17 protein-coding genes and 1 pseudogene are annotated in these 22,627 nt (G+C 58.4%); 14 read left to right on the top strand and 4 right to left on the bottom strand.

Features of this window, described 5'->3' with window-relative positions; all coding sequences use genetic code 11:
• The first annotated feature begins 102 nt into the window (after positions 1-102).
• The 7 genes from F8N44_RS09400 to F8N44_RS09430 all read left to right on the top strand — a co-directional run bounded on the left by F8N44_RS09400 (position 103) and on the right by F8N44_RS09430 (position 12,889).
• Positions 103-885, top strand: a complete 783-nt coding sequence (locus tag F8N44_RS09400; RefSeq protein WP_007950070.1) for a class II aldolase/adducin family protein — start codon at positions 103-105, stop codon at positions 883-885.
• On the top strand, positions 885-1,787 hold the full coding sequence (locus tag F8N44_RS09405; RefSeq protein ID WP_150650111.1) for an alpha/beta fold hydrolase: 903 nt from the start codon (positions 885-887) through the stop codon (positions 1,785-1,787). Before F8N44_RS09400 ends, F8N44_RS09405 begins: the two co-directional genes overlap by 1 nt.
• A gap of 165 nt (positions 1,788-1,952) precedes the next feature.
• Positions 1,953-2,864 (top strand): SDR family oxidoreductase, encoded by a 912-nt coding sequence (locus F8N44_RS09410; protein ID WP_150650112.1) that lies wholly within the window; start codon positions 1,953-1,955, stop codon positions 2,862-2,864.
• Positions 2,865-3,392: 528 nt separating this feature from the next.
• Entirely contained in the window at positions 3,393-5,186 is a 1,794-nt protein-coding gene (locus F8N44_RS09415) for a DUF1302 domain-containing protein (RefSeq protein WP_150650113.1), read from the top strand.
• Between the two features lie 23 nt (positions 5,187-5,209).
• Complete coding sequence (locus F8N44_RS09420; RefSeq protein WP_150650114.1) at positions 5,210-6,577, top strand: DUF1329 domain-containing protein; 1,368 nt, start codon at positions 5,210-5,212, stop codon at positions 6,575-6,577.
• A 139-nt stretch (positions 6,578-6,716) separates the two neighbouring features.
• A complete protein-coding gene (locus F8N44_RS09425; protein WP_150650115.1) occupies positions 6,717-9,272 on the top strand; it encodes a LuxR C-terminal-related transcriptional regulator in 2,556 nt (851 codons plus the stop codon).
• Positions 9,273-9,424: 152 nt separating this feature from the next.
• Positions 9,425-12,889, top strand: coding sequence for a dermonecrotic toxin domain-containing protein (locus tag F8N44_RS09430; RefSeq protein ID WP_150650116.1), 3,465 nt, complete (start codon positions 9,425-9,427; stop codon positions 12,887-12,889).
• A gap of 29 nt (positions 12,890-12,918) precedes the next feature.
• Here F8N44_RS09430 and F8N44_RS09435 read toward each other — a convergent pair whose 3' ends face one another.
• Positions 12,919-13,698 carry an IclR family transcriptional regulator gene (locus tag F8N44_RS09435; protein WP_150650117.1) on the bottom strand — a complete coding sequence of 260 codons (780 nt, stop codon included), beginning with the start codon at positions 13,696-13,698 and terminating at the stop codon, positions 12,919-12,921.
• Positions 13,699-13,862: 164 nt separating this feature from the next.
• On the opposite strand from F8N44_RS09435, the gene hmgA reads away from it, so the two are divergent.
• From hmgA to F8N44_RS09455, 4 genes are all read left to right on the top strand, one after another.
• Positions 13,863-15,167: a homogentisate 1,2-dioxygenase gene (gene hmgA / locus F8N44_RS09440; RefSeq protein WP_150650118.1), complete on the top strand. Its 1,305-nt coding sequence runs from the start codon at positions 13,863-13,865 to the stop codon at positions 15,165-15,167.
• A 3-nt stretch (positions 15,168-15,170) separates the two neighbouring features.
• Positions 15,171-16,475 carry a fumarylacetoacetase gene (fahA, locus tag F8N44_RS09445; RefSeq protein ID WP_150650119.1) on the top strand — a complete coding sequence of 435 codons (1,305 nt, stop codon included), beginning with the start codon at positions 15,171-15,173 and terminating at the stop codon, positions 16,473-16,475.
• 12 nt (positions 16,476-16,487) lie between these two features.
• Positions 16,488-17,123, top strand: coding sequence for a maleylacetoacetate isomerase (maiA, locus tag F8N44_RS09450; protein WP_150650120.1), 636 nt, complete (start codon positions 16,488-16,490; stop codon positions 17,121-17,123).
• A gap of 149 nt (positions 17,124-17,272) precedes the next feature.
• Positions 17,273-18,643, top strand: coding sequence for an MFS transporter (locus F8N44_RS09455; protein ID WP_150650121.1), 1,371 nt, complete (start codon positions 17,273-17,275; stop codon positions 18,641-18,643).
• Positions 18,644-18,809: 166 nt separating this feature from the next.
• On the opposite strand, the gene F8N44_RS09460 is transcribed toward F8N44_RS09455, so the two are convergent.
• Positions 18,810-19,613 carry a SirB1 family protein gene (locus F8N44_RS09460; RefSeq protein WP_150650122.1) on the bottom strand — a complete coding sequence of 268 codons (804 nt, stop codon included), beginning with the start codon at positions 19,611-19,613 and terminating at the stop codon, positions 18,810-18,812.
• A 186-nt stretch (positions 19,614-19,799) separates the two neighbouring features.
• Between F8N44_RS09460 and F8N44_RS09465 the strand changes: the two genes are divergently transcribed.
• On the top strand, positions 19,800-20,819 hold the full coding sequence (locus F8N44_RS09465; RefSeq protein WP_105705534.1) for a Glu/Leu/Phe/Val dehydrogenase family protein: 1,020 nt from the start codon (positions 19,800-19,802) through the stop codon (positions 20,817-20,819).
• Positions 20,820-20,963: 144 nt separating this feature from the next.
• On the opposite strand, the pseudogene F8N44_RS09470 reads toward F8N44_RS09465, so the two are convergent.
• Positions 20,964-21,218: pseudogene (locus F8N44_RS09470) on the bottom strand (YebG family protein); the annotation flags it as partial.
• Positions 21,219-21,356: 138 nt separating this feature from the next.
• On the opposite strand from F8N44_RS09470, the gene F8N44_RS31300 reads away from it, so the two are divergent.
• Together F8N44_RS31300 and F8N44_RS09475 are read left to right on the top strand one after the other, a co-directional pair.
• On the top strand, positions 21,357-21,533 hold the full coding sequence (locus tag F8N44_RS31300) for a hypothetical protein (protein ID WP_191630879.1): 177 nt from the start codon (positions 21,357-21,359) through the stop codon (positions 21,531-21,533).
• A gap of 11 nt (positions 21,534-21,544) precedes the next feature.
• Positions 21,545-22,045 (top strand): phosphate-starvation-inducible protein PsiE, encoded by a 501-nt coding sequence (locus tag F8N44_RS09475; RefSeq protein WP_053117232.1) that lies wholly within the window; start codon positions 21,545-21,547, stop codon positions 22,043-22,045.
• Here the strand turns inward: F8N44_RS09475 and F8N44_RS09480 are convergent.
• A complete protein-coding gene (locus F8N44_RS09480; protein WP_095119421.1) occupies positions 22,042-22,359 on the bottom strand; it encodes a DUF3509 domain-containing protein in 318 nt (105 codons plus the stop codon). The genes F8N44_RS09475 and F8N44_RS09480 overlap by 4 nt on opposite strands.
• Positions 22,360-22,627: the final 268 nt, after the last annotated feature.

Consider the following 22,627-nt stretch of genomic DNA (forward strand, 5'->3'; position numbering starts at 1 on the left):
CCGCTCAGTCATCAAGCTGGCTGCCAATGCAACTACGCGATCCTCTGCGCCTGACTAGACTGCTCACACGTGCAGAACAATAAGAACGCAGAGGTGCATACAGTGAGCGTAGCCCCCGTCCAATCGTCCCTTAATGTCAAAGACCAGGTCAGCGCTGCGGAATGGCAGACCCGAGTCGATCTCGCCGCTTGTTATCGTCTGGTCGCCGCCCATGGCTGGGACGATCTGATCTTCACCCATATTTCCGCCAAGGTGCCGGGCACCGAAGATTTCCTGATCAATCCGTTCGGTCTGATGTTCCATGAGATCACCGCGTCGAGCCTGGTGAAAGTCGATCAGGCTGGCAACAAACTCATGGACAGCCCGTACGAGATCAACCCCGCCGGCTACACCATCCACAGCGCCGTGCACGAAGTGCGGCACGACGTAGTTTGCGTACTGCATACGCACACCGCGTCCGGTGTCGCGGTGTCGGCGCAAAAGCAGGGTGTGTTGCCGATCAGTCAGCAGTCGCTGTTCGTGCTCTCGAGTCTGGCTTATCACGCCTATGAAGGGGTGGCGCTGAACCACGAAGAGAAGGCGCGCTTGCAGGCCGATCTGGGCGAAAACAATTTCCTGATGCTGCACAACCACGGTTTGCTGACCTGTGGCGGCACCATCGCCGACACCTTTTTGATGATGTTCACCTTCCAGCGCGCCTGCGACATTCAGGTCATGGCGCAAACCGGCGGGGCTGAACTGATCGCCATCGAACCGCAAATTCTGGCAGGCGCCAAAGCGATGATCGCCGGCGTCACCAAAAGTGCTCAAGGCATGGGTGGCGCGCTGGCCTGGCCGGCGTTGCTGCGCAAACTCGATAAACAAGACCCCGGATATAAACTCTAATGCCTCTTGCCGAGATTCCTCTGTGTGTCTGGCGCAAACGCAGCCAGACGTTTGTCTTTCGTGGCCAGTCGATTCGCTACTGGACGGCGGGGCAGGGTGAGCCGCTGTTGCTGATCCACGGTTTCCCGACCGCCAGTTGGGACTGGCATTACCTGTGGCAGCCACTGGCCCAGCGTTATCGGGTGATCGCCTGCGACATGCTCGGCTTTGGTGATTCGGCCAAACCGCTCAATCACACCTACAGTCTGCTGGAACAGGCTGACCTGCAGCAGGCCTTGCTCGCGCATTTGCAGGTCGAGCAACCGGTGCATGTGCTGGCGCACGATTACGGTGACAGCGTTGCGCAGGAACTGCTCGCCCGCCATTACGAAGACCAGATCGAGGTCGCCAGTTGCGTGTTTCTCAACGGTGGATTGTTCCCGGAAACACATCGTCCGGTGCTGATGCAAAAACTGCTGCTCAGTCCGCTGGGCTGGATGATCGGCCGTGCGTTCACGCGCGATGCGCTGGTGAAAAGCTTCCGGCAGATCTTCGGCCCGCAGACCCGCCCGACTGAAAGTGAGCTGGACGATTTCTGGAGCCTGGTCGACAGCAATCGCGGGCCACGGATCATGCACAAGTTGATCAGCTACATTCCCGAACGCCGAGTGCAGCGTGATCGCTGGGTGACGGCGATGCAGCGCGGCGAGATTCCGTTGCGGGTGATCGATGGTGAAGTCGATCCGATTTCCGGGGCGCACATGGTCGAGCGCTACCGCGAATTGATCCCCGACGCGGACACGGTGTTGTTGCCGGGCATCGGTCACTATCCACAGACCGAGGCGCCGGTGCAGGTGCTCAAGCACTACCTGGAGTTTCGTGAACGTTTTGTGCTGCCGCCGCGCAAGGTGGCCTGCTCCTGACAGATCAAAAGATCGCAGCCTGCGATCTTTTGATCTTTTGTTTCTTTGACGCCCTCATCATCCCCCAACCTTATCGCACACCATTCAGCCTCAGCTGTGTTCGTTGTGACCCAAAGCCCTGTGCCTGACACTCAGGATCAATACTGGCCTGCTGGAGTTGCTGCGATGAATGAGTCTGTGCGTTTCGAAGATAAAGTCGTCATCGTCACCGGAGCCGGTGGCGGCCTCGGACGCGCCCACGCATTGTTATTCGCCAGACAGGGCGCCAAAGTGCTGGTCAACGACCTCGGCGGCTCGACCCAGGGCGAGGGCGCCAATGCTTCCGCTGCCGACCGCGTCGTCGCAGAAATCCGCGAATCTGGCGGGATTGCCGAAGCCAACCACGACTCGGTCACCGACGGCGACAAACTGGTGCAGAACGCCCTCGACGTCTTCGGTCGCGTCGACGTCGTCGTCAACAACGCCGGCATCCTGCGCGACAAGACCTTCCACAAAATGGATGACGCCGACTGGGATCTGGTTTACCGCGTCCACGTCGAAGGCGCCTATAAAGTCACCCGCGCCGCCTGGCCACACCTGCGTGAGCAAAATTACGGCCGGGTAATCTTCACTGCCTCGACCTCGGGCATTTACGGCAACTTCGGCCAGTCCAACTACGGCATGGCCAAACTTGGCCTTTACGGTCTGACCCGCACCCTGGCCATCGAAGGTCGCAAGAACAACATCCTCGTCAACGCCATCGCACCTACCGGCGGCACCCGCATGACCGAGGGCCTGATTCCGCCGCAAGTATTCGAGCAACTCAAACCGGAACTGGTCAGCCCGTTGGTGGTGTATCTGGCGAGCGAGCAATGCCAGGAAACGTCCGGGTTGTTCGAAGTGGGTGGTGGATGGATGGGCAAGGTGCGTTGGGAGCGCAGCCTCGGTGCCGGGTTTGATCCGCGCGTAGGCTTCTCGCCAGAGGATGTTGCGGCGCACTGGCAGCAGATTTGCGATTTCGAAGGTGCGGCGCATCCGAAAGACAATATTGAGGCGTTGAAGGAAATGATGGCGAATTTGCAGAAGTATTCGCTTTGATCCCTGCGCATCAATAGACAGGATTCATCTGGGTCCTGTCATCCCTCTGAAAACCTCTTCTGCACAAAATTCATTGCCCATAAAAAAGGCCGCTGCAAACGCAGCGGCCAAGGTAAGACGTTGGATCAAGGAGCTACAAATCAACGTCAGTGAACACCGGGGCGAAAAACCGAAATTTTCGATTTATCTGAAATCTGTCAGCAATGGCCTGAGTTGCTCGAAGGCCAGTGCTTCATGCTTTACGGCGTGTCCCGTGAAAGCGCGTTCAGAATAAGGTCTTGAGCGCGTAGGAAAAATACCGATTCCGGACATGCACTGTTGCGGGGCATGCAACAGTCCCACGAACCCATGCGCACCATGCGTGGCACTGATGATCGTTCATCCAGCCGATCCATGAGCGGCGCAAAGCCCCGTCCCGCAAGGCCATTCATCCTTTCGAGCGACAACGCGAATACCTCCTTGGTGCGCTTATCGACGCGGTTGCCCGGCAGTAGGGTGGGGCCTTCTGTCACTCACCGGGGAAGACGCATGACAAAAACAACAATGCGCGCCATCTTCACACCGCAGGCGCTGGCAGCCGCGGTGGCTCTGGGTTGCTGCGCCCAGGCGCAAGCGGTTGCGTTCAACATTGGCGAAATCGAGGGCACTTTCGACTCGTCGCTGTCGATCGGTGCGAGCTGGGGCATGCGCGATGCCGACAAGTCGCTGGTCGGCACGGTCAATGGGGGGACGGGGCAATCCTCGACCGGTGATGACGGGCGTTTGAATTTCAAGAAGGGTGAGACCTTCTCGAAAATCTTCAAAGGTATTCACGACCTCGAACTCAAATACGGCGACACCGGCGTCTTCGTACGCGGCAAGTACTGGTATGACTTCGAGCTGAAGGACGAAGATCGCGAGTTCAAGCCGATCAGCGACAGCGGCCGCAAGGAAGGCGCGAAGTCTTCCGGCGCACAAATCCTTGATGCCTTCGTCTATCACAACTATTCCATCGCCGACCTGCCGGGCACCGTGCGCGCGGGCAAGCAGGTCGTGAGCTGGGGCGAAAGTACCTTCATCGGTAACTCGATCAACAGCATCAACCCGATCGACGTTTCGGCGTTTCGTCGCCCCGGAGCGGAGATCAAGGAAGGCCTGATTCCGGTCAACATGCTGTTTGGCTCGCAAGGCTTGACCGATCAACTGACCGTTGAAGGTTTCTACCAGTTGGAGTGGGACCAGACCGTTCTCGACAACTGCGGCACCTTTTTCGGAGTCGACGTCGCGGCGGACGGTTGCAATAACGGCTACACCGTCGGTAACCCGGCGATCGCGCCGCTGGTGCCGTTGACCACCGCGTTCGGGCAAGGCATTCAGGTGACTCGCGAAGGTGTGGTGATCCCCCGTGGCGGCGACCGCGATGCGCGGGATTCCGGGCAGTGGGGCACGGCATTGCGCTGGCTCGGGGACGACACCGAATACGGTCTCTACTTCATGAATTACCACAGCCGCACGCCGACGGTCGGCACTACCACGGCCGGTCTTTCGACGTTGGTAGCATTGCCGGGCATGGTCGGCATCGCCAATGGCCTGGCCCCCGGCAGCGGTTCCGGTCTGGCCCAGAGTGTGATGCTCGGACGCGGTCAGTACTACCTCGAATACCCTGAAGACATTCGTCTGTACGGCGCCAGTTTCTCCACCACGCTGCCCACCGGCACTGCATGGACCGGCGAGATCAGCTACCGGCCCAACGCTCCGGTTCAGGTCAATACCAACGACCTGACGCTGGCACTGCTCAACCCGATTGCCGGTGGCACGGCTTCGCCACTTTCGACGTCGCCGGGTGCGGACAACAAAGGCTATCGGCGCAAAGAAGTCACACAGATTCAGAGCACCCTCACGCACTTTTTCGATCAGGTGTTAGGCGCGGAACGCCTGACCGTGGTCGGCGAAGCTGCAGTTGTGCATGTCGGTGGCCTGGAGTCACGCAGCGAGCTGCGTTATGGCCGCGACTCGGTGTATGGCCAATATGGTTTTGGCGGCGACACCGACGGTTTCGTCACCTCGACTTCGTGGGGCTACCGCGCCCGGGCGATTCTCGATTACGCCAACGTGATCGGCGGAATCAACCTCAAACCCAACCTGTCGTGGTCGCATGACGTCGCTGGTTACGGCCCCAACGGCCTGTTCAACGAAGGCGCGAAAGCGATCAGCGTCGGCGTCGATGCCGACTACCGCAATACCTACACCGCGAGCCTCAGTTACACCGACTTTTTCGGTGGCGACTACAACGTCCTCGAAGATCGTGACTTCGTCGCACTGAGCTTTGGCGTGAACTTCTGATCTGCCCGAGAAGGATGACTGCAATGCGCAAAATGATTCTGCAATGTGGCGTGCTGGCCGTGAGTCTGCTGGCGGCCAACGTGATGGCGGCGGTGTCGCCGGATGAGGCCAGCAAGCTCGGCACCAGCCTGACGCCGCTCGGCGCCGAAAAAGCCGGTAACGCCGATGGCTCTATCCCGGCATGGACCGGCGGCATCCCGAAAAATGCTGCAGCGGTGGACAGCAAAGGCTTCCTCGCTGACCCGTTCGCCAATGAAAAACCGTTGTTCACCATCACCGCGGCCAACGTCGACAAGTACAAGGACAAGCTCTCCGATGGCCAGGTAGCGATGTTCAAGCGCTATCCGGAAACCTACAAGATCCCGGTCTATCCAACTCACCGCACCGTCGCCGCACCGTCGGAAATCTACGAATCGGCCAAGCGCAGTGCGCTCAACGTGACCACCATCAACGATGGTAACGGCCTGGCCAATTTCACCGGCAATCGCTACTACGCGTTTCCGATTCCGAAGAATGGCGTCGAGGTGTTGTGGAACCACATCACCCGTTATCACGGCGGCAACGTCAAACGCATCATCACTCAGGTGACCCCGCAGACCAATGGCAGCTACACGCCGATCCGCTTCGAAGAAGAGATCGCCGTGCCGCAACTGATCAAGGATATCGACCCGGAAAAAGCCGCCAACGTGCTGACATTTTTCAAGCAGTCGGTGACCGCGCCAGCGCGTCTGGCCGGTAACGTGTTGCTGGTACACGAGACACTCGACCAGGTGAAGGAACCGCGCCTGGCGTGGATCTACAACGCCGGTCAGCGCCGCGTGCGTCGTGCGCCGCAAGTAGCCTATGACGGTCCGGGCACCGCTGCCGATGGCCTGCGCACTTCGGACAACTTCGACATGTTCTCCGGTGCACCGGATCGCTACGACTGGAAACTGGTCGGCAAGAAGGAAATGTACATCCCGTACAACAGCTACAAACTCGATTCGCCGAAGCTCAAGTACGACGACATCGTCAAGGCCGGGCACATCAATCAGGATCTGACACGCTATGAGTTGCACCGGGTCTGGGAAGTGATCGGCACCGTCAAACCGAATGAGCGGCATATCTACGCCAAACGCCACATGTATATCGACGAGGACAGTTGGCAGGTTGCACTGGCCGACCACTACGACGGTCGCGGTCAACTCTGGCGCGTAGCCGAAGGACACTCCGAATATCACTACGAGCATCAGGCGCAGGCTTACACGCTCGAAGCGCTCTACGACATCATTGCCGGACGCTACATTGCCTTGGGAATGAAGAACGAAGAGAAGCACAGTTACGAATTCGGCTTTGAAGCCAAGGCTGCCGACTACACGCCAGCGGCATTGCGTGCAGAGGGTGTGCGGTAACGGTTCTGATACATCAGTTGCGCAAAAGGCGACCGCTCGGTCGCCTTTTTTATGGGCGCCAATCAGCGCGCTGAATACTCGTCAACAAGCGCGCGGGAGAGGGCTAGGGTGAGCGCACAACGATAAGAAGGCTCACTCGATGACTGCCATGACCCCGTGCCTGGATCGACCCGGATTTTTACCCAGACTTTCTTCACATCATCAGCCTCGCAGTCGCTTGAGTGCGCCTCTTCTGGCTTCGAACGCACGGGTCAGGCTGTTGTGCGCACCCGCTGGCAGTGGCAAAACCGCACTGCTCAGCGAATGTTTTCTGCAGGTGCGTGCAGACTGCGAGACGATTTGGCTGCCGCTGGCGGGAGCAGCGCTCAGCCGCGAGGAGTTTTGCCTGCGTCTGACTCGGGCGCTCGGGCTGGTCGAAGACCTTGACGTTACGCAACTGATGGCGCAGCTGGCACGTTGGTCCAGGACGACTTCGCTGTTTATCGACGATTACAGTCGTCTGCCGGATCCGGCTCTGGATGCTTTACTGGATCGTTTGTTGGCGGTCAGCAGCCCGGCGCTCACCTGGTGGATCAGCACTCGTCGCCGGCCGCAGTGCAACTGGCCGCGCCTGTTGCTCGATGACGAACTCTACGAATCCGAGCGCGTCAGCCTGGCACTGACCCACGATGAGGTTGTACCGGTGTTGCGCCATTTGCCGCCAGACCAGGCGGACCGCGTCGCTGCCCGTATCATCCAGCGTACCGGCGGCTGGTGCGCGGGTGTGCGCATGGCGCTCCTGCAAAAATGCGACTGGTCGCAAAACCTGCAGCCACAACAGCGTGTCGACACCCTGCTCGATTATCTGCATCACGAACTCTTCAGCAACCTGACCCCAGAGCAGAATGAGGCATGGCGTGTTCTGGCTCACCTGCCACGGTTCAACGCGCCATTATGCGAGCATTTGTTTGGCCCCGGCGAAGGCGCACAGCTGTTGCATGATCTGCAAGTGCTGGGCTGCTTTATCGAGCCTTGGCAGGAGTCCGCCGATTGGCTGCAGGTCTTTCGCCCGCTGTCGCGAATCATGCAGGAGTCGCATTGGCCGTGTGCGCGTTCGTGGCACCGACGTGCCTGTCAGTGGTTCACTGCGGTGCAGGATTGGCGAGCTGCGTTCGAGCAAGCGTTGTTGGCCGAAGAGTACGAAACGGCCGTAAGCCTGTTGCAGCATTTGAGCTTCGAGGATTTACTGGAGGACCAGACGGTCGTCCTGCTGTTGCGCTTGCATGAGCAGCAAAGCCGCGAGTTGACCTTGATGACACCGCAATTGATCGGGCTGGTCACGGGGGCATTACTGTTCGCCGGCCGATTCGAACAGGCCGCGCAATGCATGGCCCATCTCGTCCGCTTCATGCCACAGCCGACGGGGCATCTGGAGCAGCAACTGCTGGCACGTTGGCAGGCGCAACAAGGTTGGCTCTGCCACTTGCAGGGGCAAATGGAGCCGGCGCGCGTCTGTTTTCAGGAGGCATTGTCAGCCCTGACCGACGATGCCTGGCAGGCCCGTCTGATGTGTCTGTCGGGACTGACGCAGCAGGCGTTACTGTGCGGTGAACTCGATCAGGCCCATGCCCTCAACCGCGAGGCGCTGTGCCTGGCGCGCGCGCATGGCTCCTTGTTGTTCGAAGGGTTGCTCGAGCTTGATCATGCGCAATGGCTCGAGCAGCGAGGAGCGCCCGTGCGTGCCGAAAGTCTGCTGGTGGACATTGAGCATTTGCTGCGCCAGCGCACCCTGGTGCCCACGCCGCTGCTGGGCCGAATTGCCCTGCGACGAGGACGGCTGGCGCTGTGCATGGGGCTTGAAGAGCAGGCTGCGGATCTGTTCAGCCGAGGCCTTGAAGATTGCTTGCGCAGTGCAGACAAGCGGGTCTTGTATGGCTACCTCGGGCAGGCTCAACTGGCCGGCAATCGAGGCGATTATGCCTGCGCTTTCGAGCGCCTGCGCGAGGCCGAAAGGGTCATGCAGCAGCGGCAGATTCCCGATACGGTCTATCGCGGTGTCGTGCTTCAGGTCAGCAGCCAGTTCTGGTTGCAGCAGGGGCGACCGCAATTGGTGCAAGAGGCGTTGGGCCGGCTGTTACGGCATTACCGTGGCCCCTCTGCACTCCAGGCGCCGCCCGCGACGTTCGAGCTGATTATCCGCATTGAATACCTGCTGGCCTGCGCGCAGGCGCAATTGAATCCTGATGAAAACTGCCTGCCAACCATTGAACGATTGCTGAATCAGGCCCAGGCCAGAGGCATGTTGACGGCGGAAACAGAGTTGCTGCTGGCCTTCGCCCAGTTGGCCGAGTCGAACGGTGACACGGAGGCGGCGCAGCAAGCTTTCCAGCGTGCCGGAATGCTGGTGGAACGCTGCCAATTGCAGCACGCCATGCGGGAGTGGGAATTACGCCGAGGCAGTCTCGGAACGGTGTCTTCCAAGCAGTTTCCTGCCAGGCAATGCGATAACCGTGATCTGACGTCGGGCCTCAGTCGGCGTGAGCGTGAAGTGCTGATGTTGATTGCTCAAGGTGCTTCGAATCAGCAAGTTGCAGAACAACTTTTTATTTCGTTGCATACAGTAAAAACACATGCGAGACGGATTAACGGAAAGTTGGGTGTGGAGCGCAGAACTCAGGCTGTGGCGAAAGCAAAGTTTATGGGGATATTGGTTTAGTGTTGTGATTTTTTGCGAGTGCAAATGATTCTGGTTGGTTATCGGCATGTTTTGTAAATTGTTCGGACTTCAGGTTGATTGAAAAAGAAATTACCTTGCGACTATCTATAGGGCTGCACTCGCAGCTCTGGATGGTCAAGTAAGGAAGTATGATGGTCAAGTTATTTAAAAGTTTGATGCGTGGTTCTGTGGGTGAGCAAGTTTCCTGGGCTGAAGAGTGGGGAAAGGCAGATCAGGCCAAAGTAGGTCTTTTCAAGATCATCGGCGCCATGCCGAGCGTGCTGGATATTCTTCGCAACATGCTTGAAAGTGAATTAAAGCGTTTGGGTAAAACAGTCGATATCGACAAAGTCTATATCAATACGGATCCTGCTTTTCCGGCCAACGAAAATCGGCCTTCGGGCACTCTTTGGGACGTGACTGTTCATTGTCTGAATAACAATGTCAGTCCCACTTATATAGCGGGTGGCGATGGTATTTTTTTCTTGCCAGGCACGTTCAGTGAACAATTCAAAGTCAATGTTCTGAATACCCATATTGTCGAAGATCTGATCGCTGCTGTAGCTGCCGGACTGGGAAAAACGCTGCGAACCGAGATCGCAAAGTTCTGGGCGGCACCCGCGAAACTCATTCGCCCGAACACTGCACCGCTGTCGAACAAGCAGGCTTTCATCGAAGCGTACGCCGAGGTCACAAGTGCAGAACTGTCTCTGTCGGTCATGGCTAACAATTTTGATGCCGTGTTGGGTGAGAGATTCGCTCGTTTGCTCGACGCAGACACCGGTCGCGCAGCGTTTGAAGTCAACCTGCAACCGTCGCAGGATTACCTTCTGTCGCGTCAGCCCTGTTTCGTTCTGGACAACGCTGAGCGTCAGAATGCAGAAATGCCGCTGGTCAACGAGTCGACTTCCTATCTGATGCACACGCCGGAATGCGGCTTTGAGTTTTTTGAAAAGAATACCGAGCTGCACAGCAAACTACAGCAGCGGCTGTCTTTGGGTAGCCACCAGATCCGATACCTGAAAGCCACACAAAGTTCTCACGCCTTCTGCGTAGAGACGCACCTCAAGGGCCAGCTGGAAAGCGTGTCATCCTTGCTCGGTGGCCGGGAACAACTGGAAAGTCCGCTCACCTCCGTGCTGCAGGAGAATCAAGGCTTGCACGTGCTGCGCTACGGTATCAACACTCGCTTCTATCTGCTTTGGGCTGCATTGAAACGCACCGACTGGCCGCTTTGGCTCCATGCCGCCGGTAGCGATATTCAACAGCGATACAAGGAGCTTGAGGAATCCAGGGATGAATACCAGGCTGCTTATTCAACCGTCTTCGATGCGTACTTTTCGTTTAAGGATTATGTGGTGCGTACGTTCGCCGAATGGGCGGACAGGACGCTCGGGGAACACCTTGATCCAGAAACAATAAGTGTCCATAGCTCGTACACCCTGCAAATTGCCGGACGTACTGTCGAACAGGAAGACACCCGAACGCTGACGGAATTTCTCGTTTTTGGACTGCATGACAATGGTTATAAAGCCACCCTGACTATCATTGGCGCTCCCGAGGGAAGTCGGCTGACGAGTATGGCGCTTGAGCAGTGGCTGGAAAATCGTAACCTGCGACTGGCATTTACCGGCGGCCTTGCATCCTCGCCCTCGGTTGATTACCAAGAGGCTTACCGCAACTATCTATTCAGCCAGATAGAGTTTGCAGTTTTTGTTGCTCGCCACTCCGGAAAGCTGGACTCCACCGATGCGAATATCATTGCGCGAGCCATGGCCAATGACCCTACGGTGACTTTTCAGGGATTGAAAATCAGTTATCAATTACCCGCATTGAAAGATGTTCTGATGATTTCGGCCAGAGAATATGTTCCGACGCTGATGTTGGTCAAAACGCCTGTCGGGCAATTTGAACTGATAAAGTTTTCCGATGTTCGGGCGGCGCTACGCTGGCTGGCGACGGCATTGTCATCAGATCGTGAATACGCTGCACGGATGATTCATCCAGACTACCTGTACGAATCAGGCAAGTTGCTCGGCAGTGTTCGCACACAGCTGGAGTACCGCTACGAACTCGACAGCCGGCCGGTCAATCTTGGCCTGAATCCCGCGGTACCGTTGGCGGACTATGTAAATATCGCTTACCGAGCCGAAGTTGCTCTGCACAAGGCGATTGCTCCGGTAGGTTATCGGGCGCTTGGCGTCGAAGGCCGCAAGCGCTACTCGCGTCTGACAACCGAACTCAAGGCACTGTGTACGGTTGATGGACGAGACAATGGTTTTCCGACATTCGAGCAGTTCACTTATGATGCTGTGAAAGTTCAGATAGAAGACATTTTGCGTCAGCGTGGCAGCAACGTATCGGTCAACCCCGACCATATCATTGTGCAAACCGAAGATTTTCGTAAGAGCGTTACTGATGTTTTGCTCGAGGGGCTCGCCTTTGAAGCGGTGCATCCGGCTTACGAAACCAAATTCAGCCCAAAATATTATTTGGTGAATGGCCATCGCAGTGTTGAAAAACTGGATATCCGAGACCTGTCCTCGCTGTCGAAAACTTTCCGTCCCGGCGACAGATATGCCGCGATGCTGAAAGCGCAATATCAGAACAAGGCTCATCCTGATTACGCATTCAAGCGCGCAGTACACGCCCGAAGAATTCGCTGTGAAATGTACTGCAGTGCCTTTGCCGACTATACCAATGGCAGATTAACGACAGAGTCTTTCACTGCTATCCAGCGAATTATCGATAATCTGAAAGAAAGCGGCGGCTATCAGTCAGTTGTGGATAGCGTCACCGAAGGTGACGTTGGGCTGTATAAATTCAATATCGGCAAGTTGTTATTGACGGCTGATCGGGACCGCTCGGTGGGTGGTGTTTATATTTTCCGACTGAAGTTGTCTTCAGGGTTCGTCGATTTGCTCTATACGCCTGATGCACCGGACCTGGTGAGCTTCCGGCCGATCGCTGAGTTCATCCCTTCTATTCGTTTCCGATTCGGCCCGTTCAGAAGCTACTACAGCGAGCGGATACTGCTGGTCGACCAAAAGGCGATCAACGACTATTTCGACAATCTGGTCGCAACCGTCGATGTCAAACCGGCCATTCGCACGCAGCAGCGTTCGCTACTGTCTGATCTGTTCACTTTCCATGACGAGCGAGTGCGCCGTGTATTGAGTGATATCGACGAACGCACCACCAGTCTCAATGAAATAATCGCCGGTCTTGTTTACGACAACCTGTTGAAGGCGGCGAACATCGTAAGTCTGCTGGTGCCTCCCGTGGGCACTGTCGTGGTGGCTGTGCAGATGATGAAAAGCATCTACGATGCGTCGCAGTCGGACCGACGGGGTGATTATTCCGCCGCGCTGGGACATGTTCGGGATGTATTGACCGGGCTGCTGACATTGGGGCAGGCTGCTGCGGCGCACGCACCGGCTAAAGAACTGACTCGCGCGCAACGCTCGTTCCTCAGTTTGTTTGAAGACGCTCGGACAGTCGCCGAACTCGTTACGTATTACACCGGCCATGAAGACCCCAAAGATGAACTGATTGGTTTCTTCAATTCACTGATGGAAGATGCTGACTCTGCATTGAGCAAGACCACGGTTCGTTGAGCCGTTTCGAGCGCTCTTAGTCCGCAGATTTATCGTTCATAACCCATTCGCCAACTCACGGCCTGCGTCGCCGCCAGCAACCGCTGCGCCGCCGGGCCGTTTTCGTCGGCGTGGAACAGCGAGGTCGGGCCCACAATGGTCAACACGGCGGCGACCTGGCCAACGGCGTTGAACACCGGGGCGGACAACGCATCCACACCCGGCATCAGCAAACCATGCACATGATGCAGACCGCGTTCGCGGATCTGTTCGCACAGCGTTGCGTAAGTCTTTTCATCCTTCAGCGGATGATCCACAGCGGCAATTTCCTGCTCGCGCAACTCACCGGTTTCCCGATGCGGCAAGTAGGCACTGAACACCAGACCCGTCGATGAACTGAGCAGCGGCAACACTGAACCCAGTTGCGTCACCACCGTCACCGCACGCACCGCCGGTTCGATGTGCACCACGGTCGCGCCCTGATTGCCCCACACCGCCAAAAAGCAGGTTTCGTTGAGTTCGTCGCGCAGTTCGGCCAAGGGCAAGGCGGCGACTTTCAGCACGTCCATACTGTTGAGTGCGGCCAGGCCCACGCGCAGTGCTTCCCGGCCGAGGCCGTAATGGTTGGTCGCGGTGTTCTGCTCGGCGAAACCCGAGGCGATCAACGCCTGCAGATAGCGGTGAACCTTGCTCGCCGGCATTTGCACATGTTCGGCCAGTCGCGACAACGAAGTGGACGGCGACAACTCGGCCAAGGCCTTGAGGATGTCGGTGCCGACTTCGGCGGAGCGGACTTTCTGTTTGCCGTTGCTGTCGCTGGTTTTTTCCATGGTGCGGCCGGGTTCCGAAACGAATGGGCGTCTTTATAGCTTGACGCTGGATAGCGAGCAAATTACGTTATGCGTAATTGAATTACGATAATAACAACCCCGGCGTGCCGAAACCTCTGAGCCAGAGCGATGGGCCACTGCCGACTCCCTGTTCAGGAGGCTCCATGAACCTCGATTCAACCGCTCAGGCGCTGGCGTATCAGTCCGGTTTCGGCAACGAATTCAGCACTGAAGCGTTGCCCGGCGCGCTGCCCGTCGGCCAGAACTCCCCGCAAAAAGCGCCGTACGGTCTCTACACCGAATTGTTTTCCGGCACTGCGTTCACCATGTCCCGCAGTGAAGCGCGGCGCACCTGGATGTATCGGATTCAGCCGTCGGCCAATCACCCGGCCTTCGTCAAACTGGAACGACAACTGGCCGGTGGACCGTTGGGTGAAGTGACGCCCAATCGCCTGCGCTGGAACCCGCTGGAGATTCCCGCCGAACCGACCGATTTCATCGACGGTCTGGTGAGCATGGTCGCCAACGCTGGCGCGGAAAAGCCGTCCGGCATCAGCATCTACAACTACGTCGCCAATCGCTCGATGGAGCGCGTATTCTTCAACGCCGACGGCGAATTGCTGCTGGTGCCGCAACTCGGCCGTCTGCGCATCGCCACTGAATTGGGTGTGCTGGAAGTGGCGCCGCTGGAAATCGCCGTGCTGCCGCGCGGCCTGAAATTCCGTGTCGAATTGCTCGACCCGCAAGCGCGCGGCTATGTTGCCGAGAACCACGGCGCGCCATTACGACTGCCGGATCTGGGGCCGATCGGCAGTAACGGTCTGGCCAATCCGCGCGACTTCCTGACCCCGGTCGCCGCCTACGAAAACCTGCAACAGCCGACCACGCTGGTGCAGAAATTCCTCGGCCAGTTGTGGGCTACCGAACTCAATCACTCGCCGCTCAACGTGGTCGCCTGGCACGGCAACAACGTGCCGTACAAATACGATCTGCGCCGTTTCAACACCATCGGCACGGTGAGTTTCGATCATCCGGATCCGTCGATCTTCACCGTGCTGACCTCGCCGACCAGCGTGCACGGTCTGGCCAATCTCGATTTCGTGATCTTCCCGCCGCGCTGGATGGTCGCCGAAAACACCTTCCGTCCGCCGTGGTTTCATCGCAACCTGATGAACGAATTCATGGGCCTGGTCCAGGGCGAATACGACGCCAAGGCCGAAGGCTTCGTGCCCGGCGGTGCTTCGCTGCACAGCTGCATGAGCGCTCACGGCCCGGATGGCGAGACCTGCACCAGAGCGATCAACGCCGAGCTCAAACCAGCGAAAATCGACAACACCATGGCCTTCATGTTCGAGACCAGCCAAGTGCTGCGCCCAAGCCGCTTCGCCCTCGACTGCCCGCAACTGCAATCCACTTACGACGCTTGCTGGGCCACGTTGCCCGCCACGTTCGACCCGACCCGGAGATAACCCATGACGCAGAATTCCATCACCCGCAGTTGGGTCGCTTCGGCCAACGGCCACGCTGATTTCCCGCTGCAGAACCTGCCGCTGGGTGTGTTCAGCAGCAACGGTTCGGCGCCGCGCGCTGGCGTGGCGATTGGTGAACACATCTTCGATCTGCAAGTAGCGTTGGAGGCCGGGCTGTTTGACGGCGTCGCGCGCAGTGCAGTGGAAGCCATGCATGGCGGCCAGTTGAACGCGTTCTTCGAACTGGGCCGCGAGGCACGTGTCGCTTTGCGAGAGCGTCTGCTGGAACTGTTCAGCGAAGGCAGCACGCATCGCGGCAACATCGAAGCCCAAGGCGCGAAACTGCTGCCACTGGCCGCCGATTGCCAGTTGCATCTGCCGGCTCGCATCAGCGATTACACCGACTTCTATGTCGGCATTGAACACGCGCAAAACGTCGGCAAACTGTTCCGTCCGGATAACCCGCTGCTGCCGAACTACAAGCACGTGCCGATCGGTTATCACGGTCGCGCCTCCACCGTGCGCGCCTCCGGCACCGACGTGCGTCGGCCGAAAGGCCAGACCTTGCCGGCCGGTCAGACCGAACCCACTTTTGGTCCGTGCGCACGCCTGGACTATGAGCTGGAACTGGGCATCTGGATCGGTCAGGGCAATGAGATGGGCGATTCAATCGCCATCGGTGACGCCGCGGATCACATCGCCGGTTTCTGCCTGCTCAACGATTGGTCGGCGCGTGATATCCAGGCTTGGGAATACCAGCCGCTGGGGCCGTTCCTGTCGAAAAGTTTTATCACCAGCGTCTCCCCGTGGGTGGTTACCGCAGAGGCGCTGGAGCCATTCCGTACCGCGCAGCCGAAGCGTCCTGAAGGTGATCCGCAACCGTTGCCGTATCTGTTCGACAAGCGTGATCAGGACGGCGGGGCTTTCGACATCGAACTGGAAGTGCTGCTGCTCACCGAAACCATGCGCGAGCAGAACCTGCCGGCCCATCGCCTGACACTGAGCAACACCCGTTACATGTACTGGACCGTCGCGCAAATGGTCGCGCACCACAGCGTCAACGGTTGCCAGTTGCAGGCCGGTGACCTGTTCGGTTCGGGCACCTTGTCCGGCCCGGAAAACGGTCAGTTCGGCAGCCTGCTGGAAATCACCGAGGGCGGTAAAAAACCGATCGAACTGGCCTCTGGCGAGGTGCGTAAATTCCTTGAGGATGGCGATGAAATCATCCTGCGCGCTCGCTGCGCCCGTGATGGTTTTGCTTCGATCGGCTTCGGCGAGTGCCGCGGCAAAGTGCTGGCGGCGCGCTGACAGGAGCGGGTTATGGATCTTTATACCTATTACCGTTCGACCTCATCGTATCGAGTACGGATCGCACTGGCGTTGAAAGGCCTCGACTATCAGGCGTTGCCGGTCAACCTGATTGCACCGCCGGGTGGCGAGCATCGGCAAGCGGCGTATCTGGCGATCAATCCGCAAGGTCGGGTGCCGGCCTTGCGCACTGACGAAGGTGAGTTGTTGATTCAGTCGCCAGCGATCATCGAGTACCTGGAGGAACGTTATCCACAGCGGCCACTGTTGCCGGAGGACCTTGTCGCCCGTACCCATGTGCGCGGTGTGGCGGCAGTGATTGGTTGCGATGTGCATCCGCTGCACAACGTCAGCGTGCTCAATCGCCTGCGCCAGCTAGGGCACGACGAGCCGCAGGTGGTCGAGTGGATCAGCCACTGGATCAGCCAGGGGCTGGCGACAGTGGAGCAGTTGATTGGCGACGAGGGTTTTTGTTTCGGCGAATGGCCGTGCGTGGCTGATGTGTATCTGATTCCGCAGTTGTATGCGGCAGAGCGGTTCAGCGTCAGCCTTGAGGCGTATCCGAAAATTCGTCGGGTCGCCGCGTTGGCGGCCGAACATCCAGCGTTCATCAAGGCTCATCCCGCCAACCAGCCAGACACACCGTAATACCCCCTGTGGGAGCGAGCCTGCTCGCGAAGGCTGAGTGTCAGCCACCGTTCATTTAGCTGACACAGCGCATTCGCGAGCAGGCTCGCTCCCACAAGGTTCTGCGTTGAGCCCCCTAAAAATCATAAAAACAAAACAGGTACCTTGCGATGCACAACCAGATTGCCAGCTTCCGGGCGGCACTCGACGCCCGTCCTGTGTCCCGATATCAGTGGTTACTGTTGATCCTGCTCGCGCTGTTGCTGGTCACCGACGGCTACGACGCCCAGGTGCTCGGTTACGTGGTGCCTGCTTTGGCGCAGGATTGGGGGCTGGAAAAGGCTGCGTTCGGACCTGTTTTCAGCGCCAATCTGCTCGGTCTTACCCTTGGTTCACTGGCGGTCACGCCGCTGGCTGACCGCTTTGGCGTGCGACGGATTTTGCTCGCTTGCGTACTGATCTACGCCACGCTGACCGTGCTGATGGTCTTCGCCGACTCGCTCAATACGCTGATGATCGCGCGCTTCATCTGCGGCATCGGCATGGGCGGGGCGATGCCCAGCGCCATGGCGTTGATGTCGGAATACTCGCCACCGCGTTTGCGCACCTTGATGGTGACGCTGGCGGCCTGTGGCTTCTCGTTCGGCGGGGCAGCGGGTGGTTTCGTCGCCGCCGGGTTCATCGACCAATTCGGCTGGCAAGCGGTGTTCCTTGCGGGTGGCGTTACACCGTTGCTGTTGTTTCCGTTTCTGTGGTGGATGCTGCCTGAATCGCTGCCACGCCTGCTGCGTGATGCGCCGCCGTATGCACGACTGCGCAAAGTCACCGCGCGCATGCTGCCTGACTGGCAACCGCCGGTGGCGACTGTCGAGCAGAACGAACGTGAGCAGGGCAGCAAACTGACCGTGGTCGAGTTGTTCCGCAACGGTTACGCACGGCCGACCTTGCTGATCTGGGCGACGTTCTTCGTCAGCCTGATTCTGCTGTATTTCATGATCAGCTGGCTGCCGACGCTGCTGCTGGAAAGCGGCCTGAAACTCAACGAAGCCAATCTGGTGACGTCGATGTTCCTCTTCGCCGGTACTTTGGGCGCGATTTGCATGGCCTGGTTTGCCGACCGCTTGAAGCGCAAGGTGCGTCTGTTGTCAGCAGTGCTGGCGGGCGCAGCGCTGTGCACGATTTTGCTCGGGCTCAATCACGACAACCCACGCTATCTGGTGGCCTGCGTTTTCGCCGCCGGCTTCTGCATCATCGGCGGGCAACTGACGTTAAATGCGTTCGCCAGTAATTTCTACCCGGCGCATGTACGTGCGACCGGCACCGGATGGGCATTGGGTGTGGGGCGGTTCGGTTCGATTCTCGGGCCGCTGTTCGGCAGCCTGCTGCTGGCGATGCACATTCCGGTGGCGCAGATTTTCTTTTTTTGCGCGATTCCGGCGGTGATCGCTGCGCTGCTGATCATTCAGGTGCGTTCACCCAATGACACACGCCTATCCAATGTGGGAGCGAGCCTGCTCGCGAAGAACGATAACGCGGTTTAATTGAAAGATCGCGCCGTCTGCTTCGCGAGCAAGCTCGCTCCCACAGTGATGTGTGCCGAGCCGATAATTTAGGTCCACACCAAACCTGTGGGAGCGAGCTTGCTCGCGAAGGCGGTGTTTCTGTCAGTACATTCGTTACCTGACACACCGCTATCGCGAGCGTTTTTCAGTGGACGACGGAATTGGGCGGCAGGTGGCCGAGTCGTTCGGTCAGGCGCAGTCGCTGGATCGGATCGTCGCTGAGCAGCAAGGCGTGCTCCAGATCGAAGCGCTCGGCATTCGGGCAGTCGAGCCGCTGATACAGACTGGCACGGGCCAGATAATCGGCGGCGCCAGCGTCACCCAGTTCGAGAACGCGCTCGGCGTCGATCAGCGCAGCAATAAAGTCATCATGGGTCAGGTGCAACTGGCGCAGGTTGCGCGACAGGCGCTGGAGCATCTGCTGCGGTGTGGCGGTCAGCAGATGCTCGGCGTTGAGCTTCATGTTCGGTCCGTACTGGCGCTGCAACAGCTCCCGACAATCATTGGGGTACAGACGCCGGCCGCCACACGGATCGAGCAAGTGATCGGCACCGGGCACCCGCAACAGGAAGTGCCCGGGGAAATTGACCCCGACCAGCGGGATCTCCAGCCCTCGCGCCAACTCCAGAGCAATCAGCGCCAATGCCAGCGGTTGTCCGCGACGGGTGTGCAACACTTTGTGCAGCAACGCAGCCTGTGGGCGCAACGGCAGAAAGTCGTCCTGTGCAAAACCCAGATCGGTCATGCGGCGTAACAACGGTTGCGCCAGCTCGCTTACCGGCAGCATTGGCAAACCGTAACTGATCCGCTGTTGCAGTTCTTTGAATTCGTGCAGCAGCGCGTCGGGATCCACCGCTTTTTCGTGCTCGGCCGCCATCCACAGCGCGGCTTCGAACAGCGCGGGCGGTGAACGGTGCAGGCATTCGAAAAAACGTTGACGCGCACTCATCGAAATCTCCGGGGAATGCCTCGTTTTAGCCCGGTCCGTGCCATTCGTCCAGTACCCCCGCTGCGCAGGTTTACGGTTATGCCGCAAAGCCGTGGTCTGCGCAGGCGCTTATTCCGGTGCGCTCCAGCAATTTTCAGGCGCAGGCCTATACTGGCGTTCTACAAGAAGTGATTCGGGAGCCCAACGATGTTTGCGCTCATGCAAAGCACTCGCCTGGAATCGCTGCACCTTAGCGTTGACCCGGTCTCCGGGTTGAAGGCGGTCATTGCCATCCATAACAGTCGCCTCGGGCCAGCCTTGGGCGGATGTCGTTATCTTGCCTATCCCAATGACGAATCTGCCGTTGAGGATGCCATTCGCCTCGCTCAGGGCATGAGCTACAAAGCCGCGCTGGCGGGTCTGCAGCAGGGCGGCGGGGTTGCGGTGATCGTGCGTCCGGTGCATGTGGAAAACCGCGGCGCACTGTTTGAAGCGTTTGGCCGCTGCATCAATCAGCTCGACGGCCGCTACATCACCGCGATCGACAGCGGTACGTCGGTGGCGGACATGGATTGCATCGCTCAACAGACCCAGCATGTCACTAGCACCACCTCGGCCGGCGACCCGGCGCCACACGCAGCAATGGGTGTGTTCACCGGCATTCGCGCAACGGCGATGGCCCGGCTGGGCAGCGATAATCTCGAAGGCTTGCGCATTGCGATTCAGGGCCTGGGCAATGTCGGTTTTGCCTTGGCCGAGCAACTGCACGCCGCCGGGGCTGAGTTGCTGGTCAGCGATATCGACCACGGTAAGGTGCAACTGGCGATGGAGCAACTCAACGCCCATCCGATCGCCAACGATGCATTGCTCAGCACGCCGTGCGACATCCTCGCGCCGTGCGGTCTGGGTGGTGTGCTGAACAGTCACACGGTCACCCAACTGCGGTGTTCGGCCGTGGCCGGTTCGGCAAACAATCAACTGACGCACCTGGATGTCGCCGATCAACTGGAGCGACGCGGAATTCTGTATGCGCCGGATTATGTGATCAATGCGGGTGGGCTGATTTACGTCTCGCTGAAACATCGTGGCGAGGAATTGCCGACGATTACTGCGCATTTGTCGAAAATCAGTTCTCGGCTGACCGAGGTGTTCGCCCATGCGCAGGCGGAGAAGCGTTCGCCGGCGCGGGTGGCGGATGAGTTGGCGGAGAAAGTTTTGTATCGCTGAGTTTCACAGGCATGAAAAAGGCCCTGAGCCATTCGACTCAGGGCCTATTCAATTCGGGCTGGATTACTTCGCAGCCTTCGCCGCTTTGGTTGGCTTGGCCGGTGCTTCAGCAGGTTCCGCCGCCTCAGCTTGTTCAACTGGTTCTGCCGGTGCATTGAGCAGTTCGGACAGTGCATCCGGCTGGCTCTTGAACGCCCGGGCGAACACATCGCGATTCTTCGCCATGTAGATCCCGGCTTCTTCCACTTGCTGTTCAGTCAGGGACGGAACGGCTTTTTGCAGCACATCGGCCAGATATTCGGCCAGTTCGAGCATTTTGTCATGACGGTCAGCTTCGGCTTTATCCATGAACAAGCGCTCCAGATCTCGGCTGCTGCGGTATACCACTTCGACGGCCATTCACCACCTCACATGCCTTCACATTAAGTTGTCTTGACGACTACTGTATCCATATACAGCGAAAAGGATAAGCGAATCCCTGCGCCATGGGTAGTGGCTTTTCAATGTAGACCGGATTTCGGGTTTGTCAGGAAGACCGTGTCGCTGCATTCGCGAGCAGGCTCGCTCCCACAAAAGCACAGCGGTGCGACCAAACGCCACGGCGCGGCTTTGGCGGCGGCTCGCCATGATGGCGTGGCCTCTTTTCTGCATGAAAACCGTTACGTGCAGAAAACCGTCACGTCCAACACGCATCATCCGCTCGAATCGGGCTAAGGAACATCATCGTGAAAATCAACTGGGCCGAGAAACTGCGGCAAAACGTGCATCAACTGGCCGAGTCCCTGGGCAACCTGTTTGTCGAGACCTTCCACTATCTGGCGCTGTTTGCCATCGGTGCGGTGACGGCATACGCGGCGGTGATGGAGTTTCTCGGGATGCTCGAGGAAGGCCACATCAAGATCGATGACATTCTGCTGCTGTTCATCTATCTCGAACTGGGAGCGATGGTCGGGATTTATTTCAAGACCAACCACATGCCGGTGCGCTTCCTGATCTACGTGGCGATCACTGCGCTGACCCGTCTGCTGATCTCCAATGTCTCGCACCACAACCCGCCGGACATGGGCATCATCTATCTGTGCGGCGGGATTCTGTTGCTGGCGCTGGCGATTCTGGTGGTGCGTTACGCCTCGTCACAATTTCCCTCGGTGAAGATCGAGAAACCGCAGCGCACACTGGGCACCGGTTCCAGCGAACATCCTGAAGTCGAGAAGGGTGAGCTTTAAAGCCCGGCCGCTGGTCGTGGCTGACCGATGACGCGTGGCGGTGGCGGGGTCAGCCCGCTGCCGCTGGTCATGGCTTCGAGAATCGCCATGGCGCTGTGGCCCTGTTCGATGGCGATGCCGAACTGGATGCTTTGCACCAGTCGCTTGAGACGCGCGGGGTCGTTGCGCTGCTCGGCGCTGATCATGCGTTTGGCCACGATCCGGCCGCTGTTGGACAGGGTCAGCATGATGCTGCCGTCCAGGCCCTGAATGCTCAGATTGATCTGGTAGTCCGGCGCGAAGGCATCGGTAATGATCTGAAAAGGATTGTCCATGATGCGTCACCGCCTGATTGAACGTGCAGTTGTTGACCGGCTGTGATCGGGTTGGTTCGCCAAACCTGATCACTGGCCATTCCGTGGTCTGTGTTGTTGCTTCGTGTAGGAGCTGCCGCAGGCTGCGATCTTTTGCTCTTCAATGTTTTGATTTCGGTCACGAAGATCAAAAGATCGCAGCCTGCAGCAGCTCCTGCAGGTATATAGCAAGGGCTGTGCCGGGAAAATTGTCGAACAATGAACACGGGCATAAAAAAGGCGAGCCGCT

Origin of the sequence: Pseudomonas fluorescens, assembly GCF_902497745.1 — a bacterium.
In the GTDB taxonomy this organism is placed as follows: Bacteria; Pseudomonadota; Gammaproteobacteria; order Pseudomonadales; family Pseudomonadaceae; genus Aquipseudomonas; species Aquipseudomonas fluorescens_BM.

Coding starts and splice junctions, on each gene's coding strand:
- hmgA (WP_150650118.1), top strand. CDS start 13,863: ATGAACCTCGATTCAACCGCTCAGGCGCTGGCGTATCAGTCCGGTTTC.
- fahA (WP_150650119.1), top strand. CDS start 15,171: ATGACGCAGAATTCCATCACCCGCAGTTGGGTCGCTTCGGCCAACGGC.
- F8N44_RS09420 (WP_150650114.1), top strand. CDS start 5,210: ATGCGCAAAATGATTCTGCAATGTGGCGTGCTGGCCGTGAGTCTGCTG.
- F8N44_RS09435 (WP_150650117.1), bottom strand. CDS start 13,698: ATGGAAAAAACCAGCGACAGCAACGGCAAACAGAAAGTCCGCTCCGCC.
- F8N44_RS09430 (WP_150650116.1), top strand. CDS start 9,425: ATGGTCAAGTTATTTAAAAGTTTGATGCGTGGTTCTGTGGGTGAGCAA.
- F8N44_RS09410 (WP_150650112.1), top strand. CDS start 1,953: ATGAATGAGTCTGTGCGTTTCGAAGATAAAGTCGTCATCGTCACCGGA.
- F8N44_RS09460 (WP_150650122.1), bottom strand. CDS start 19,613: ATGAGTGCGCGTCAACGTTTTTTCGAATGCCTGCACCGTTCACCGCCC.
- F8N44_RS09425 (WP_150650115.1), top strand. CDS start 6,717: ATGACTGCCATGACCCCGTGCCTGGATCGACCCGGATTTTTACCCAGA.
- F8N44_RS09455 (WP_150650121.1), top strand. CDS start 17,273: ATGCACAACCAGATTGCCAGCTTCCGGGCGGCACTCGACGCCCGTCCT.
- F8N44_RS09405 (WP_150650111.1), top strand. CDS start 885: ATGCCTCTTGCCGAGATTCCTCTGTGTGTCTGGCGCAAACGCAGCCAG.
- F8N44_RS09415 (WP_150650113.1), top strand. CDS start 3,393: ATGACAAAAACAACAATGCGCGCCATCTTCACACCGCAGGCGCTGGCA.
- F8N44_RS09465 (WP_105705534.1), top strand. CDS start 19,800: ATGTTTGCGCTCATGCAAAGCACTCGCCTGGAATCGCTGCACCTTAGC.
- maiA (WP_150650120.1), top strand. CDS start 16,488: ATGGATCTTTATACCTATTACCGTTCGACCTCATCGTATCGAGTACGG.
- F8N44_RS09480 (WP_095119421.1), bottom strand. CDS start 22,359: ATGGACAATCCTTTTCAGATCATTACCGATGCCTTCGCGCCGGACTAC.